Source organism: Kribbella pittospori (genome assembly GCF_004331465.1).
In the GTDB taxonomy this organism is placed as follows: domain Bacteria; phylum Actinomycetota; class Actinomycetes; order Propionibacteriales; family Kribbellaceae; genus Kribbella; species Kribbella pittospori.
This window is the reverse complement of record NZ_SJKB01000009.1, coordinates 132,849-149,113: the sequence shown is the minus strand read 5'-3', so window position 1 is coordinate 149,113 and position 16,265 is coordinate 132,849. Positions and strand designations below refer to the sequence as shown.

The 16,265-nt window shown below is 69.0% G+C and carries 12 protein-coding genes; 3 read left to right on the top strand and 9 right to left on the bottom strand.

Annotated features, from left to right (window positions below):
- Window position 1: 1 nt before the first annotated feature.
- Window positions 2-193 (bottom strand): hypothetical protein, encoded by a 192-nt coding sequence (locus E0H73_RS27495; RefSeq protein WP_131361475.1) that lies wholly within the window; start codon window positions 191-193, stop codon window positions 2-4.
- 104 nt (window positions 194-297) lie between these two features.
- On the opposite strand from E0H73_RS27495, the gene E0H73_RS27490 reads away from it, so the two are divergent.
- The gene (locus E0H73_RS27490; protein WP_238164297.1) at window positions 298-2,715 is read left to right on the top strand and encodes a hypothetical protein; all 2,418 of its coding nucleotides are present in this window, start codon (window positions 298-300) and stop codon (window positions 2,713-2,715) included.
- 3 nt (window positions 2,716-2,718) lie between these two features.
- Here E0H73_RS27490 and E0H73_RS27485 read toward each other — a convergent pair whose 3' ends face one another.
- Window positions 2,719-4,299: a glycoside hydrolase family 10-like protein gene (locus E0H73_RS27485; RefSeq protein ID WP_131361474.1), complete on the bottom strand. Its 1,581-nt coding sequence runs from the start codon at window positions 4,297-4,299 to the stop codon at window positions 2,719-2,721.
- 83 nt (window positions 4,300-4,382) lie between these two features.
- Between E0H73_RS27485 and E0H73_RS27480 the strand changes: the two genes are divergently transcribed.
- Together E0H73_RS27480 and pseI are read left to right on the top strand one after the other, a co-directional pair.
- Window positions 4,383-4,892: a GNAT family N-acetyltransferase gene (locus E0H73_RS27480; protein WP_131361473.1), complete on the top strand. Its 510-nt coding sequence runs from the start codon at window positions 4,383-4,385 to the stop codon at window positions 4,890-4,892.
- Entirely contained in the window at window positions 4,889-5,941 is a 1,053-nt protein-coding gene (gene pseI, locus E0H73_RS27475; protein WP_131361472.1) for a pseudaminic acid synthase, read from the top strand. The genes E0H73_RS27480 and pseI overlap by 4 nt, the downstream gene beginning before the upstream one ends.
- A gap of 4 nt (window positions 5,942-5,945) precedes the next feature.
- Here the strand turns inward: pseI and E0H73_RS27470 are convergent, their stop codons facing one another.
- From E0H73_RS27470 to E0H73_RS27440, 7 genes are all read right to left on the bottom strand, one after another.
- Complete coding sequence (locus E0H73_RS27470; RefSeq protein WP_131361471.1) at window positions 5,946-7,712, bottom strand: serine/threonine-protein kinase; 1,767 nt, start codon at window positions 7,710-7,712, stop codon at window positions 5,946-5,948.
- A complete protein-coding gene (locus E0H73_RS27465; RefSeq protein ID WP_131361470.1) occupies window positions 7,705-8,535 on the bottom strand; it encodes a hypothetical protein in 831 nt (276 codons plus the stop codon). The genes E0H73_RS27470 and E0H73_RS27465 overlap by 8 nt, the downstream gene beginning before the upstream one ends.
- Complete coding sequence (locus E0H73_RS27460; protein ID WP_131361469.1) at window positions 8,535-10,868, bottom strand: glycosyltransferase family 2 protein; 2,334 nt, start codon at window positions 10,866-10,868, stop codon at window positions 8,535-8,537. Before E0H73_RS27460 ends, E0H73_RS27465 begins: the two co-directional genes overlap by 1 nt.
- Before the next feature lie 176 nt (window positions 10,869-11,044).
- Window positions 11,045-12,013 carry a PseG/SpsG family protein gene (locus E0H73_RS27455; protein WP_238164296.1) on the bottom strand — a complete coding sequence of 323 codons (969 nt, stop codon included), beginning with the start codon at window positions 12,011-12,013 and terminating at the stop codon, window positions 11,045-11,047.
- Window positions 12,014-12,069: 56 nt separating this feature from the next.
- Window positions 12,070-13,116: a hypothetical protein gene (locus E0H73_RS27450; protein ID WP_131361467.1), complete on the bottom strand. Its 1,047-nt coding sequence runs from the start codon at window positions 13,114-13,116 to the stop codon at window positions 12,070-12,072.
- Window positions 13,116-14,363, bottom strand: coding sequence for a hypothetical protein (locus E0H73_RS27445; RefSeq protein ID WP_131361466.1), 1,248 nt, complete (start codon window positions 14,361-14,363; stop codon window positions 13,116-13,118). Before E0H73_RS27445 ends, E0H73_RS27450 begins: the two co-directional genes overlap by 1 nt.
- Window positions 14,360-16,057 (bottom strand): hypothetical protein, encoded by a 1,698-nt coding sequence (locus E0H73_RS27440; RefSeq protein WP_238164295.1) that lies wholly within the window; start codon window positions 16,055-16,057, stop codon window positions 14,360-14,362. Before E0H73_RS27440 ends, E0H73_RS27445 begins: the two co-directional genes overlap by 4 nt.
- Window positions 16,058-16,265: the final 208 nt, after the last annotated feature.

Here is a 16,265-nt window from a genome sequence, read left to right as displayed (position 1 = left end):
CCTAGCTTGTGCGCTCGCCGGCTCGCGGTGGCTCCCGCGGCGGGGTGACGGCGCGACGCCGGACCAGGGATTTCAGTCGTTTGACCCGGCTGGAGATCTCCCAGCCGATCAGGGCGATCAGCGGGCTCGCGGCAGCGACGGCGGCAAGCAGAACCTCCTCGACCGGCAGACCGGCGATGTGGAGGGCGACCATCGAACCTCCCGAACCGTGCGAGAGCTGGGAGATTACTGAGTGTAAAGGGGATCGCGCCACGGGTAAACGTCTCGGGCGACTCCGGCGACCCATACACTTCACCGGTGACCACACCTGGCCGGGGGACGCGCGTGGCCGCGATGGTGAGCCTGCCGGTGCTTCCGCTGGCGTGGTTCGTCGCCTTGCAGGAGCATCCGCCCTGGATGCCGGCCGCGTATCTCGGCTACCTCCTGATCATCATCGCTATACCGGGCACGATGTTCTGGCGACGGCTCACCGGCGGGACCGGATGGTTCTTGGCGGACGCAGTACTGGGGACGGCGTTCGGACTGGCTGTCGAAACGCTGCTCTACCCGATCGGGATGCTGTTCAAGATGCCGTTCGCGGCGCTGCTGATGCCTGCGCTGGCGGTCGGGGTGTACCGCGCGCTGCCACGGCGCAAGCTGCCCGAGCGGCCCACGCCATGGTGGGCGACGGCCGGTGTGATGGTCGCGGTCGGCGTTGCGGCGGCGTGGTTCGTGCGGGTCGGCTCACAGCTCATTCCGCTCAACGGCGCGAGTGCACTGCGGCCGAACTCCGACGCACCGCACAACCTCGCGCTGGCCGGTGAGCTCACGCACCACTTCCCGCCGAAGGTCCCCTCTGCGGACGGGAAATGGCTGACCAGCCACTGGGCGGCGTACGACCAGATCGCCTCGTCGCACTGGCTCACGAACATCCCTCTCGACGTTCTGACGCACCGGATCGCACCGTTCGCCTGGATCCTGCTGACCGTGCTGGGTGCTGCGGCCGTTGGCATGCTGTTCACCGGTCGCGCTGTCGCAGCGCCGATCGCAGCTGGGCTGACGGTGGTCGCCGGGGACCTCACTGCCTGGCCGTGGGCTGTGTCTGACCGTGTCCTCACCGAGAGCCCGTTCTCGCTCGGTCAGCTGACCAACCCGCCGCAGGCGTTCTCCACAGTGCTGTTGCTGCCGCTCATCGCGGTGACCACCTTGCTTCTACGCCGCAAGCCCGGCCAGACGCGCGGTCAGCTGTTCCGGCTGTTCGTCACGGCCGGTGTGCTCATCGCGGCCCTCGCCCTCACGAAGGCGACGACTCTCCCGATCTACGCCGCCGGACTGGCGGCAGCGTGGGTCTATCTGACTGTCCGGGCCGGGCGTCTCAACCTCCGCGCGCTGGTGCTCGGTGTGAGCGTTGCGGCGGCCTACGTACTGACCTTCTTCGTCGTACTGGGCGGCGCAGTGTCCAGCGTCCTCTTCAAGCCGGGTACGACGTTCGACCAGCTGGCCGACCGGATGGGCGGCGGGTCCGCGGTCGCGGTGATCGGTGCTGTTGTCGTGATCGGTTGGGTCAAGCCTGCCGTCGGCGCGCTGCTGATCAAGCGACGCGTGCAGCGCGATCCGATGCCGGTGTTCCTCGTCGTCGGCTTCCTTGCCGCGATCGTGGCTGCGGCAGTGCTGTCCGACGACGGACTGACTCAGCTGTACTTCGTCCGCACCGGCTTCATCTACGGCGTTCTGCTGGCCACCTGGGGTCTGGCGTCGCTGGATCGCCGGCAATTCACCATCGCGGGCGTTGCACTCCTCATCGGGGTCGCCGCGATCTATTGGGGTCGCTACCGGTCGGACGACGCGTGTACGTCGGCCAACTGCTTCGGTCAGGGCCTGGCGGTCGCACTGGTCATCGCAGCGATCGGCATCGGCGTCTTCGGGCTCGTCCTGCGCGGCTCACGTCGTACCTGGGCTCTCATCGCCGTCGCGGTGCTGCTGGGTACGACCGTGTCGCCGACGGTGGTGTCGCTGCGGAAGTTCGCCACGCCACCGCTGACGGAGTACGAGTCGATCGCACCGGGCGGGATCGACGCGGCGCGGTTCATCCGACGGAACTCGGGGTCCGACGACCTGATCGCCACCAACCTGCACTGCCACCGCGCCCGCGCCTCGCACTGCCTCACCGGCTCGTACTGGATCTCCGGGTACGCCGAACGCCGGGTGCTCGTGCAGGGCTGGGCCTACCAGACCAGAGTGGACGATACATACCCGGACGGCGTGCAGAGCAAGTACTGGGACGAGGAGACCCTCCGGCTGAACGACGAGGTGTTCACGGACCCCACGCGGGAGAACCTGGAGACACTGCGGACCAAGTACGGCGTGCAGTGGCTGCTGCTGGACGAACGCGTCAGCGCACCGCCGAAGAACCTGGACCGCCTGACCGAGCTCCGCTTCCAGTACGGCTCGGTCCGCGTCTACCAGCTCTACCCACCGCCGCCGGCCAACCCGTTCCCGTCCCAGAGCCCATCGCCCACGGGCACCCCGTCACAGACGCCAGGCTTCCCGACCGGCACCCCGAGCTTCCCGACCGGCACCCCGAGCTTCCCGACAGGCACCCCGAGCTTCCCGACGGGGACCCCCAGCTTCCCCACCGGGACCTCGAGCTTCCCGACGCAAACGCCCAGCTTCCCCACGCAGACCTTTCCCACGCAGAGCTTCCCGACCGGGACCTTCCCGACGCAGACTCCCTGACCGTCAGCGCAGGGACACGGCCGGGATCGGCACGCTCTGGTTGGCGAGGCGGTCCAGGGCGGTGACCGAGTACAGGTACTTCGTGCCAGGCGTCGCCGACGTGTCCAGGTAGGACTGCTCTGCGCCGCTCGACCGGACCGTGGCGATCAGGTTGCGAGCGTCGTTGTCCGGGCAGTGGTCGCCACCCAGCAGCTCACGCCGGTAGATCGCGTACGACGTGGTGTCACCCGACGTACGGCCCCACTTGACCTGTACGCCGCTACCCGTCCGTGTGGCCTGGACTGCATGGACCGGGAGCGGTGCACGCGAGTCGAGCGCCGGCATGGCCGGAATCAGCGCCGGACGGGTGTACCAGGTGTTGTTGAGCAGTGTGGTCGCCCCGAGCCGGTCAGCGCGGACGTCCTTCGCGGAGAAGTAGATGTTGCCCTTCACCTCGGGGATCGCACTGTCGAACGCCAGGTGGTCACTCAGCTCGAGCGGATCCGCCCAGTCCGGCGACTGGGTCGACGTACCGACCTTGTACGTCGCCTCGCCGATGTACAGATGCACATGGGTGCCGCGGACCTGATCGGCCCACCACGGGACGATCTTGTTGTAGTCGGCCGGCGCGAACCCACCGGCCCAGTAGACCTGCGGGACGATGTAGTCGATCCACTCCTCGCGGACCCACTTCCGGGTGTCCGCCGCGAGGTCGTCGTACGTCTGCACGCCGGCGGTGGTGTCGGTGCCCTCCGGGTCGGTCGCCTTGTTCCGCCAGACCGCGAACGGCGAGATGCCGAACTTCACCCACGGCTTGATCGCCTTGATCTTCTGGCCCAGCTCCTGGATCAGCAGGTCGATGTTGTTCCGCCGCCAGTCCTGCAGGTTGGAGAAGCCGGCGCCGTACTGCGCGAACGTCGCGGCGTCGTCGAAGACCTGGCCCGCCACCGGGTACGGGTAGAAGTAGTCGTCGAAGTGGACGCCGTCGATGTCGTAGCGCGAGACCGCGTCCATGATCGCGTCCTCGACCAGCTTGCGGGCGGCCGGAATGCCGGGGTTGTAGTACAGCTTGCCGCCGTACGAGACGACCCAGTCCGGGTGCTGGCGCGCCGGGTGCTCGGGCACCAGCGCGTTGATGTCGGTGCCCATCGACAGCCGATAGGGGTTGAACCAGGCGTGCAGCTCGAGGTTCCGCTTGTGCGCCTCGGCCACGGCGAAGGCCAGCGGGTCGTAGCCGGGGTCGCCGCCCTGATGGCCGGTCAGGTACTGCGACCAGGGCTCGACCGTGGACGGCCAGAAGGCGTCGGCGGTCGGGCGGACCTGCAGTATGACGGCGTTGTGGTGCTGACGGACCGCGTCGTCGAACCAGCCGATCAGCTCCGCCTGCTGCTGTGCCGGGGTCAGACCGGTCTTCGACGGCCAGTCGATGTTGACCACCGACGCGACCCAGCTCGCGCGGAACTGCCGGAGCGGCGTGGCCGGGTTCGCCACGCATTGACTCCCGTCCGCGGACGCCGCAGGCGCGGCTGACGCCGTACCGGACAACCCGCTCAGCAGCAGCCCTGCCGTGGCACCGAGGACACCCATGACTCGCCAGACTCTCATGTCACTCTCCGACTATCGCTCCGGACGAAGTGGAAAGATGTTTACACATCAAGGCGCTCCAGAGAAGACGCTAGGTTGGGTGCATGCTGCGCGCCGCGACCCAGGACGACCTCGACACCATCCGCCGGCTCCGCAACCAGCAGGCCAACCGCGAGGTCAGCATCAATTCGCACGAGATCTCCGCGGACGAACACGCTGCGTGGTGGGCGAAGACCTCGGCCGACCCGAGCCGCCGGGTGCTGATCTACGAGCGCGCCGGGACGACGGCCGGTGTGGTGAACTTCTTCGACATCGAAGGATCCACTGCCGCCTGGGGGTTCTTCCTCGACGCCGACGGCCTGGCCGAGCGGGGTGAGACCCTGCCGGCCTGGATCGAGGTGATGCGCGATGCGGCGTCGTACGCGTTCGACGACCTGGGCCTCGATGTGCTCACCGGCGAGGTGCTGGAGCACAATACGGTGGTGCGGCAGATGAACCGGCGGTTTCGCTTCACCGAGGGGACGCCAGAGGTCCGGTCCGCAGACGGTCGCGAGGTCACCGTGATTCCGATCAGCCTGCGCAAGCAGGACCGACGACACCAGAGGACGTCATGAACACCACCATCGAGATCGGCGGAGTGCCGGTCGGGCCGGACCACCAGCCGTTCGTCATCGCGGAGATGTCCGGGAACCACAACGGTGATCTCGAGCGGGCGAAGGACATCGTCAGGGCGGTGGCGGAGTCGGGCGCGCAGGCGCTGAAGCTGCAGACGTACACGGCGGACACGATGACGCTCGACGTCGACCTGCCGGCGTTCCGGCTGCCGTCGGAGCATGAGCTGTGGAGTGACGCGCGGCTGTACGACCTCTACGACGAGGCACACACACCGTGGGCCTGGCACGAGCCGATCTTCGACCTGGCGACGTCGCTGGGCATGGTGGCGTTCTCGTCGGCCTTCGACCGGACCGCGATCGACTTCCTGGAGAAGCTGAACGTCCCGGCGTACAAGGTCGCCTCGAACGAGATCGGCGACCTGCCGCTGGTCCGCGGGATGGCGGAGACCGGCAAGCCGATCATCATCTCCACCGGCTCGGCGACGCTCACCGACATCGACGCCGCGGTCCGCGCGGCCCGCTCCACCGGCAACGAGCAGATCATCGTCCTGTCGTGTACAGCGAGCTACCCGGCTCCGCCCGAGCAGTCCAACCTGCGCGCGATTCCGGTCCTGCGCGACGCCCTCGGCGTACAGGTCGGTCTCTCCGACCACACCATGGGCATCGGCGCCGCCATCGCCGCAGTCGCGCTCGGTGCCACCGTCATCGAGAAGCACGTCACCCTCAAGCGCGCCGACGGCGGCGTCGATTCCGCCTTCTCCCTCGAGCCGGGTGAGCTGGAGGCGCTCGTCGAGAACACCCGCGTCGCCCAGCTGGCGCTCGGCGAACCGATCATCGGTCCGAAGCAGGCCGAGCAGAACGTCCTCCGCTTCCGCCGGTCGCTCTACGTCACCCGGGACGTCAAGGCCGGCGAGCGGGTTGCCGTCGACAACGTCCGCTCGGTGCGACCGGCCGGCGGCCTGCCGCCGGACGCCTTCGGCTCGGTCGAGGGCCGTGAGTTCCGCGTCGACGCACCGGAGGGCACCCCGCTCACCTGGGACATCCTCTGAGCATTCACGCCGTGCCCAGCTTGTTCTTCAGTTGGCGCTTCACCTTGCCGGCGAACGTCCGCGGATTGCGGATCTGCGCGACGTTGCGAACCAGCTTGACCGCGGCGTACGCGCGGGACTTCCGCAGCCTGGCGTGCTCGGCGTTCACCGCCTGTACCTGGATGCGCAGCTCGCGGATCCGGGTCTCCCGAGTCTTCAGTGCCTTGTCCCGGAAATTGAGCGTACGTTCCAGGCCGAAGATCTGACCCTTCAGCTCGTAGACCTCGTGCGCGGCCCGCTCGGCCGCCGCGAGCGCCGTGCGGACGTCCGGCGTCTGCGACGCGTCGGCCGGGATGCCCACCGCGGCGGCCAGCGCGCCGGCCAACTCCTTGCCGCGGGCAACATACTCGACGGAGGCCGGCGGCGTGTCCGGGCCGGTGGCCGGCGTTGGCCCGACCGGTTCGATACCGGACATCGCCACCCAGGCGGCGACCAGGTCGTCGCCGACCACCCACGGTGGCCACGGGTGCCGGCGGTGGCCGCCGATCAGCCGATCGTGGAACCGGGACCACGCGGCGGCCAGCCGGTCTTTGCCGGTCTCCTCGGCGGCGGTCGTCCAGGCGGAGATCCCGAACCCGAAGCTTTCGCCGTCGACGACCACGTCGTCCCAGCGCAGCAGCACCCGCGAATCGGTCTGTGACCGGGCCCAGTCGCCGAGCCGTGCGGCCAGGTCGCGGAAGCTCGGGACGTCCTCGGCGGCGGCCAGCCGAATCAGTTGCGTCTCGACGGTGACCCCACCCGGCACCCTGGCCGGCACCGCGGACGCGTCGAAGATCACACCGGCGATCTCCGCACCACCGCCGGTGACGCTGACGGACCAACCATCGCTTTCGGGATCGGCGGTCAGCAGGGCTTCCTGCCCCGGCGTCTGCGCGTACACGGCGTGCTTCGGCGCCGCGCCCGCCACTGCGATCCACCCACCCGCGGTCGATGCCAGCAGACCGGCGCGCGCGGCCGCCTCCGCACCCTCGGCCACCGGCGCGAGCAGCGGTACGACGGCGGCTGACGCCTCGAGCGCCTCGACCGCGATCCGCGTAGGCAGCTGACCTGGGCGAGCGGCCGCGGCGACGTCGGCCGCGATCAGTGCCGACGGGGTCTCATCCACCGAGAAGGCCGCGTACGCCGCGACATCCGTGCCGAGCCCGACCCGCTCGAGCGACTCGGCGAGTTGCGCGACGGAGACCGGCCGGGACGGGTCGTCGTGCAGCGGACGCCACTCGTCGTCAGCGTGCCGCTGATCGGCAGGGCGACGGTCGAGCAGGTTCACCAGCGAGAACTCGTTCTCGAGACCCAGTACCAGCACGCCCTGCGGCGACATCACGGCGGCGAGCGCGTCCAGCCGCTGCTGCCAGCTCAGGTCGTCGCTGTCGTAGCCGAGTACCCGGTCGAGCCCGTCGGCCGCCACGATCACGTCGTACGTCGGGACACCGGCTGCGATCAGGCCGTCGAGCGCACCCGCGATGACCTGGAGCCGGTCACCGAACTTCTCACTCAGCTCGCCCGCGTCGGATACCGAGCGGACCAGCAGGGTCGTCGGTCCGGACCTGGCCAGCACGGCTTCGATCAGGTCGGCGCCGTGCGGGCCGAGGACGAGTGTGCGTGCGTCGAGCAGCACGTCAGTCAGCAGTGTGCGCAGAACCAGCCCGCCAACGGCCTTCCGCTTTCCGGAGTAGTCGCTCCACGGCTGCATCTCGCCGCGGACCACTTCGACGGCCAACTGGTTCTCAGACACGCTCTCTCCAATCGAACAGCATTCGCATCTCCTGGGGCGGCATCATCCACGGCACCCCGAGCTCCAGATCGGTGGTCGCCCGAGCGGCCTCCAGGTCGAGTTCCTTGCCGAGCATCTCCGGCCACAGCCGCGCGATCCGGTTGTCACCGCCGAACAGCGGGTTCTCGCCCTCCATCGCCATCGGGTCGCCGTACACGGCCGCATCGCAGCCGGCCGCGATGCCGTAGAAGATCGCGGTGGACAGCCGGTTCGCGGCCACCCGCTTGTGCTTGCGCAACTCGGCCAACTGCTTGTAGAGGAACTTCGGATCGGTGCCCTCGTAGGAGAAGCCTCGGCGGCCGAACGAGACCACCCGGAAGCCGGCGTCCTCATAGAACCTGCGGATCTCCGGCCGCTCGTACTCGGTGTAGTACAGGCTGAAGGTGACCGGACCGGTCTCCGTCTCGCGGATCTCGTCGATCAGCCCCTTGTGGTCGCCCCGGATCTTGCCGCCCTCCCAGCCGTGGAAGAGGAACCACAGGGTGCCCTCGCGCTTGTCCTGCGGCACCACAACCGGCTCGGGCTCCATGTCCAGGAGATACAGGAACGGCGCACCGATGCTGTGGTAGTTCCGCCGGCCGAGCGCGTGGCCACGGCGGCGCGGGGCGTCGCTCCAGGTGAACCGGAAGGCGCCGTCGTAGAACTCGTGTACCGGGTTCCAGCCGTCGCCGATGTTCCAGCCGTGCTGGAGGTAGCCGCGCAGCCGCGGTGGGTACTCGTCGTCCAGACCGGCATATCGGGCGAGGATGTGCGCCTGGCCGTAGTAGTGGTTGTGGTGGTGCATCAGCGAACCTCGAGGTGAAGGGTCCCCGCGTGCGGACGCAGCGCCGCGATGTGGCCGTCCTGCTCCGCGTCGATCGGCAGCCGGCTGGACAGGAACGGCTCGCACTGCACGGCGCGCGCCGACCCGTCCGGCGAGGCCGCGAAGAGGATCCAGTCCGCCAGGCTGGCCAGCGGATCGGTGGCGTTGGCGACCGCGTTCTCCGGAATCAGCTCGGACAGCGTCACCGCGGCGGTCCAGCGGCCGTCCTGCTCGGCCGGCCGGCACTGCACGTCGAGATGGTCGTCGGAGTCGTCCAGATAGCGCCGCCAATGGAACTCGTAGCCGTCGCCGTCCAGCGCCGGGCCGCTGATGCGCAGCTCCTTACCATTGCTGCCAGCAACAATCTCGGCGTCCTCGGCGGGTAGTCGCAGCGGCGCTTCGTGCAGGTTCACGTAGCCACCCACGGACCGGGTCAGCGTGACCAACCGGTCCTGCTCGAGGTGGTGGATCGCCCGCGGACGGGCGGTCCACAACAGCAGCCGCTCCTCGCCGTCGACACCGATCAGCCGGAAGGCCCGGATGGTGCGCTGGGTGAACGGGTCGTCGGGATTGGCATCCTCGATGATCGACTGGATCGGGATCCGCACCGCGAAGTCCCGTCCGTCGCCGCTCAGCGTGACCGGCAGAACCGTGTCCTGATCGGCCAGCGGGCGACTGATCCGCAGCTTCGGCTCGTCGAGCTCGGCCGGCACCCGGCCCCGCAGCACCAACGCGTCGGCGGTGTGCTCGGCGGCGGTGAGCCGGCAGCAGTCAACCATCGTGCGGAGCACGAACGCACCGTCGGCGCCCTGGCCGGGCTGCACCCAGCTCGTCGCGTCGATCCACGCCCCTGGCGCCCAGGCGGGACTGCCGGGCCGCAGGCCGCCGAGCTTGCCGTGCCGGCGCAGCCGGCCGGACCACAGCCGGACCACGAAGTGCGCCGGCGCCGCGGCCTGCTTCAGCGTCGCCAGCAGCGCCTTGTCGATCCGTGCCTCGAATCCGGCCAGGGCTGGGTCGCCGTGGGTGTCGATCGCCTCGAACCGGCGGACCGCGAGCTCTGTCTCCACACCGGCGACGACCAGCGCGATCCGCAGGCTGGACGACGCCTTGATCTCCAGGTGCCGGATCTCCGCCGTGCCTTTGACCGACAGCGAGCCGTCCTCGAGCCAGGCGACGTGCTGGACACTGGTGGCCAGCGACAGCTCCTTCTTCGGCAGCCGGTACAGCTCCTTCGGCACCGAGCTCCGCTGGTCCTGCACACCGGGGTAGTTGTGCTCGAGCAGCCAGGGGCGGCCACGCCGGGGCAGCGCGCGGGCTCCCCCGCGCAGGCCGCCGTCGCCGCGGAACCGGGCCAGCCGACGGAGCAGGTCGACGTCGCCCGCCTCGAGCGCGGAATGCTGGATCCGGTCGTAGCCGTGCGCTCCCACCAGCTCGGAGTCGTCCAGCCGGTCCATCAGCCGCCGGGCGAGCTTGAGCAGGTTCTCCTCTTCCTCCGGTGGCGCCGCGCCGAACGCCATCATCAGCGTCAGCAGGTCGATCTGGGTGAAGTGCGCGTGCACGCGGCGACGCACCTCGCGCAGGCTCTGCTGCCCCTCGACCAGGTCCATCACCAGCTCGGCGGAGCGGACCCGGTCCTCGAGGTTGCCGAGCTGGAACTTCTGCTGGGTGATCGACTCGCCGGACTCACGTTCGCGCCAGTAGTAGACCGGCACGGCCAGCGCGTCGACGGTCACGGCATCCAGGTGCGCCTTCAGCGTCACCGGGTAGTCCTCGTACCGGATCGCCGGGAAGTCGTAGCCGTACTCGTCCCAGAACGACCGCCGATACACCTTGTTCCAGACCATCCGGTCCAGGACCAGGTCCGCGGTTTCGGTCACATGGGTGGCGATCCGGTTCTGCGCGAACGGCAGCCGATGGATCCAGGACGGCCGGACGCCGGAGGTGTTGTTGAACCGGCGCGCGTTCCCGCCGGCGAAGGAGGACCCGGTCTTGTCGAGGGTGCGAATCAGCTTCTCGAAGCCGTGCCGGGACACCAGGTCGTCGCTGTCGACGAAGGTGAGGTACTCGCCCTGCGCGTGCCGTACGCCGGTGTTGCGGGCCGGGCCCAGCCCTTGGTTCTCCTGCTCGATCATCCGGAACCGGCTGTCCCGGGCGCAGAACTCCTTCGCGATCGTGGCGCTGTGGTCGGGTGACCCGTCGTCGACCAGGATCGCCTCGAAATCGGTCCAGGTCTGGCGGGCGATCGAGTCCAGACAGTCGCCGATGTACTCACCAACTTTGTAGAAGGGCACCACCACGGTCAGTCGCGGCGTCACGCCGGCAAGTCTCCCCTCACTGCATGTTTACGCGATGTGCCCCCCGAGGCACTCTACGAAGCGGCAACGAAGGTGACCCGTCAGAAGTTATGGGTGGATTCGAATCCGTGGCAGGCCCAGACCCGCTAGGAGCTGCGGCGCACTGCGCACAGGCGCGCGCCGCCGGGCGCGACAATCTACGAAATCAGCTGCAAGAACGCGTCGGCGACCCGGGACCGGCCCTGGCCGTCGACCAGCTTCCACCCCACGGCGGCTACCCGGGCACGTTCCACGGGGTCCAGCAGCAGCCGGCGGAGTACCGCGGCAGCGGCTGACGGGTCGACCTTGAGGTCGGACAGGACGCCGACGTCGATCGCGGCGCCGGTGGCAACCGTTCGTTCGTAACCCATCACCTGGTTGTCGACGACGCAGACCAGCCCCGCGGTGGCCCCGAGACACAACAGCTCCCAGGTCGAGGTCCCCGAGGCGCTGAGCACGAGGTCCGACGCGACCACGGCCTTGGCCAGCTCGGACGTCGGCCCGATCACCTCGACGTGCTGGCCTGGTGCCAGGGCCACCGTGCGGATCGCGTCGGCGAGGTCGTCATCCGGCGCGACCACTAGCCCCTCGAACGGAACGCCGCTCATTGCGAGCGCACGGACGACGTGCGGGCCGGCGCCGAACGCGTCGGTCCCGCCGAAGAATGCGAACACCTTGGGAACCCCGTGCTCGCGCGGCTGCGGCGGCGCGGCGGCGCGGAGCTGGAGAATCTCGTTGCGCAGCAGGACGTAGTCGAGGCCGGCGAGCCGGGTGGAGGCCTCCGGCAGAAGCGGGCGGTCCAGTTCGGCTCCCAGGTTCTGGTCGACGAAGACGTCCGCCTCGGCGCCGCGCAGGTCGCCGTCGACGATCGCGAGGGTCGGCAGACCGGACTTGCGGACGGCGGTGAACACCTCGGCGTCCAGGTCGTAGGAGTCGAACACCACGGCGTCGAGTCGCAACCGCGCGAAGAGGTCGAGGTGCTCCTGTGGCGACCGGACCGCCGGTTCGACCTGGATCCCCCGTCTCCGGATCTGCTCGTCCGCCCACGGCACCGTGTGGCTGTCGCAGACGAAGACAAGCTCCGCCCCGCGTGCGCCCAGCTCCTCCGCCAGCGCCAGACTCCGCATCACATGCCCGATCCCCCGCTGGGGGCCAACATCACACCTGACGCCGACGCGCACGGTCACCCCCGGGCCGTATCAGGTCCGCCGGGCGCGCCGTGCACGTGGTCTTCGTGGGCAATGGTCTGGTCGGACAGCACACGGACGTGGTCGAGATCCACCAGGCCGGCGTCCTCGACGACGATCGGGCGGCGTCCTTCCCGGGGCGGGCGGCCGTTGACCACGAGCGGCAGCGTCCGGACTGTCACGTCGCGCAGGACGAGGTCGGTGTACGCACGAGTGGTGACGGTGCCGTCGACCTCGCTCCGGCCCCAGCCCGCGACCCGGATGGCGTAGAGGTCGCCGCACCAGCCGATGTCACAGCCGCGGATCGACAGGCGTTCGTTGATGCCCGAGCCGGCACCCTTCTCGTGGTACCGGTCGGTGTTGTCCCCGGGCAACAACCGGAATCCGATCTCGACCCGCTCGCACCGCACGTCGCGCACCTCGACATCGTGTACCGAGCTGAGACAGAACGCCTCGAAGGCGTCGTGCACCCGCAGGCCTTCCACCTGAAAGTGGTGCGGGTGCAGCGAGTGTCCGGTGATGTCGTTCACGGCCGCGCCGACGGCACCCCAGTGCGCCATGATGGCGGTGCCGCCCCCGTGCACCTCGAGGTCCGCGCATCGCACGTCCCGGACAGCGCCGATCAGCGTGATGTTGTTCGCCGGACACCGGCCGGCACGACGGATCACCACCCGTTCCACGGTGATCCGTTCGATCCACTCCGGCTTCTCGGTGTAGAAGTACCGGCCGATCGTGATGGCGGTCCATTCCGCCCCGTCGTGCGGACCAGGCGTGGCGTCCGGGAGCTCGAGGGTCAGGTCGGTGACCGAAACGCCCGATCCGAGAACATGGATCAGCGGCGATTCCTCGGCCTCCGCCCGCCACAACGTCGTACCGGAGCCGCAGAGGCACCAGGAATCGGTGAGTACCAGCCCTCCGCTGATCGGGTAGGACCCGGTCGGAAGGACCACGCGGCCGGGTTCGGAGCCACTCAGCAGGCCTCGGAGCAGCGCACCGTTCTGATCCCCGTCGCCAGTGAGTCGCGGCCGGTACTCGGCGACCATCAGGACTCGGTCTCGACGAGATCCCAGCGCACTGTTTTGTCGTCGACGCCTGGCACCCCGCGCAGGCTCGACGGGTCGATCGACAGCCGGACCAGGGCCGGGACTCTCAGTGGACCATCGGTGACGATCTCGATCTCAGCTCCCGGACGTGCCCGCACCTGCACGCCGGGCGTCGCACCGGCTCCGATCCCGGCCAGCTCCACCTGCACGAGGTTCCTGCTGACCAGGTCGACCATCACATCGGCGAGGGGGTTGCGCGCCAAGGCTCGCGGAACCGAAAGGGAAGCGCTCACCCAGGACATGGAGCGGGCGGACAACCGCCGCTTGGCGGCTCGTCGAAGCCTGCGCTTGAGACCTGCCACCCGCCGGCGCGCTGTGCGCGCAGCCGGAACGGCGGCAACCGGCACGACCCAGCGGGCGGCACGTCTGGCCCCGCGTTTGAGCCTCTGCTTGGCGTCGAGCGACGTGCTCGGCCAGCTGTCGATCGGCTCGCCCACCGGGTCGACGAGCGGCGCGAACTTGGTCCGGGGCCCCGGCAGCACCGGATCCACCAGAGTCGCGTGAGCGATCCAGCGCCGTGGCTCGTCGCGGTCGCCCGGATTGGCCACGAAGTACCCCGCGCCGAGCGTCAGTCTGCCGTTCCCCGGGTCGGGCGGCAGGGTGCCGGTGGAGACCAGGCCGATCTCGCGATCGCCTTCCACCTCGGCGAAATCGATCAGGTCCATCATGATGCCGACCGAACCGGCAGGCACGGCGGATGCCCACGCCGGCCGGCCCGTGTCGATGCTGATCATCTCGAAGACGAACAGTCCCTCCGCAGTCAACTCCTCCGGCTGCAGATCGAAGCAGACGACCCCGGTCGCCGCTCTGTGGAAATCCACTGCCGGCCGGATCAGCAGCGCGGCGCCGCGGGTCTTGCCCTGCGAACGGACCAGCACCAGCCGAGGCGCACCGGCACCACGGACCGGCCCTGGCGTCGTGACGCGTTGTTCCCACCAGCCCAGCGACATGCTGTCGAAGCGGAAGTGCGCGGTGACCCGGACCGGACGGCCGGTCGGCCGGACCTTGACGCCGAGCAGTGCCGGCGAGGCGATGAAACGGCCGATCACGGCATTACCGCGGACCATCTGGTCGACAGTGGTCAGCTCGGGGGCCGCACCGGAGCGGAGTTCGCCTGGCAGCGCGAGCGGCTCGATCATCCGGTCGTACGCGGTCTGGAAGTGCGGCGTCGTGAAAGTTCTGGTCACAGCTCGCTCACTCCCCCCAGCGCCAGGGCGAACTCCTCGGCCGGCAACGTCATGTCGATACGGGTCAGGAAAGGATCCTTACGGGCCCACATCCGGCGGACTGCGGTGAACGCCGGGTCGGCGTCTGCCTCGACATGCCGCATCGACACCCTGACCGCGCGCAGCAACTGCTCGCTCCGGCCCATCTCCCAGGGCTGTACCAGTTGGGTCGAGACATCCGCTCCGCTGCGGTAGAACCACGCCCAGAGCCGGGCGCGCTCGATCTGCTCCTCGGTGATCAGCGGGCGCCCGGCCAGCAGGCTCTCGATCGATTCGTCCAGCCGCTTCCAGTAGTCGCCGGCGTCGTCGGCCACGATCGTGAACCCGCACTGGCTCCACTCCGACCAGCCCGCCTGGATCGCCGGGATTCCGAACGCGGGCAACTCGTTACTGATGCTGCCTCGGACCGTGACGCCGAGGTCGACCAGGCTCCACATCACGTTCTTGCTCAGCTCGAGGCTGGGCAGGAAGGCCAGCGGTGAGCCGGCGAGCCGCTCCTTCAGGCTGTCGAAGAAACCGGTCGAGTCGTACAGGCCCTGATTCGGGTGGTCGAGGAACAGCCAGTTCACGTCCGCACGCTTGGTCGCGTACTCCGCCGTCGCCTCGTACCAGGCGGCGAGGTCGTCGAAGATCTCGACGTTCGTCCGGGGCGCGTCGGAAATCGCGTGGTTGAACACCGCGACCACCGGCTTGTCGGGATCGAAGCCGAACCTCGCCAGGGCGTGCTCACGAAGCGACAGCCGATCCTCGGGGGTTTGCAACTCGATCGCCGCCATCGCGCCACCACGCCACCACGCCGGCCTCCCCCAGTCGCCCTTCACCCGCCAGGCGCTCAGCTCGGCGCTGGACCGCAACCTGTCCCGGTTCGACCAGACGTACTGCTCGAAGAACTCCCCGATCTGATGGGTGAGCTCGGCCCGGAAGGTTGCCGCACCGCGCCGCTTCTCGGGGAAGAGCGCATACGCCTTGAGGGTGCCCGTGCTCTGGACGTGCACCGTCGGTACGTTGAACCGGGTGGCCGTCTCGACCGCCAGCCCCCAATGGTTGTAGTCGACGTGGCTGGTCACCAGGGCGACCGGGTCGAGGCCGGTGAAGAGGGCATCGTAGATGTTCGAGAACTGCTCGCTCCGCTGCCGGACCTCGGCGTACTTCGCGCCGGCGCGAATCTCGTCGGTCACCTGCGGAATCTTGAGCACCCGGCTGAGCGTCGCGCGGACGATCTCGTCCAGCACGGCCGGCTCGATGCCCGACCCGGCAACCGGCAGGTCCTTCCCGGCAACGTGCAGATCGCCAGGCACGCGATCGGCGATCCGGCTGTCCACCAGGTCGTGGATGTCGATCACGTCGACCGCGCCGTACGCGCGCGAGATCGCCGACAGCACACCGGAGTCGAAGAACGTCCAGAGGATCTCGTTCCAGTCGTCGTCCGCGCCGGTGAAGACGACCAGCTTGGCCGGAATGAACCGCCGCAGAGCGTTCGCAACCGTGAGGTTTCGCAAGGTGACGCGGATGTCCTGGCTCATCGCTTCGACCAGGATCACCCGCTCGCCACCGGGCAGCAGGTTCCGTTGCCAGAACTCGAGGGCAGTCGTGCAGAACTGCGGAAACTCCGCAGTGTCCGTGAGACTTTTTTGAACCTGGATCGGGGCTGTCACCACAGAGTTATACCAACTACGGCGGGGCACGCGGTCACCCGGGCGCAACCCGGCCGCCCAGGCGAGCCCTCGCCGGCGAACCGCCGGGGGCGAGGCAACCGTGCTGAACTAAGCCAGTGACCACCGCACAATCAGGCACGACGGCGATCCCCCCACCGGAACCGCCCGTTGTCACGGGTCCTGGCTCGCCCGGTCCGGCGATCGTCGG

Coding starts and splice junctions, on each gene's coding strand:
- E0H73_RS27495 (WP_131361475.1), bottom strand. CDS start 193: ATGGTCGCCCTCCACATCGCCGGTCTGCCGGTCGAGGAGGTTCTGCTT.
- E0H73_RS27485 (WP_131361474.1), bottom strand. CDS start 4,299: ATGAGAGTCTGGCGAGTCATGGGTGTCCTCGGTGCCACGGCAGGGCTG.
- E0H73_RS27480 (WP_131361473.1), top strand. CDS start 4,383: ATGCTGCGCGCCGCGACCCAGGACGACCTCGACACCATCCGCCGGCTC.
- pseI (WP_131361472.1), top strand. CDS start 4,889: ATGAACACCACCATCGAGATCGGCGGAGTGCCGGTCGGGCCGGACCAC.
- E0H73_RS27465 (WP_131361470.1), bottom strand. CDS start 8,535: ATGCACCACCACAACCACTACTACGGCCAGGCGCACATCCTCGCCCGA.
- E0H73_RS27455 (WP_238164296.1), bottom strand. CDS start 12,013: ATGCGGAGTCTGGCGCTGGCGGAGGAGCTGGGCGCACGCGGGGCGGAG.
- E0H73_RS27450 (WP_131361467.1), bottom strand. CDS start 13,116: ATGGTCGCCGAGTACCGGCCGCGACTCACTGGCGACGGGGATCAGAAC.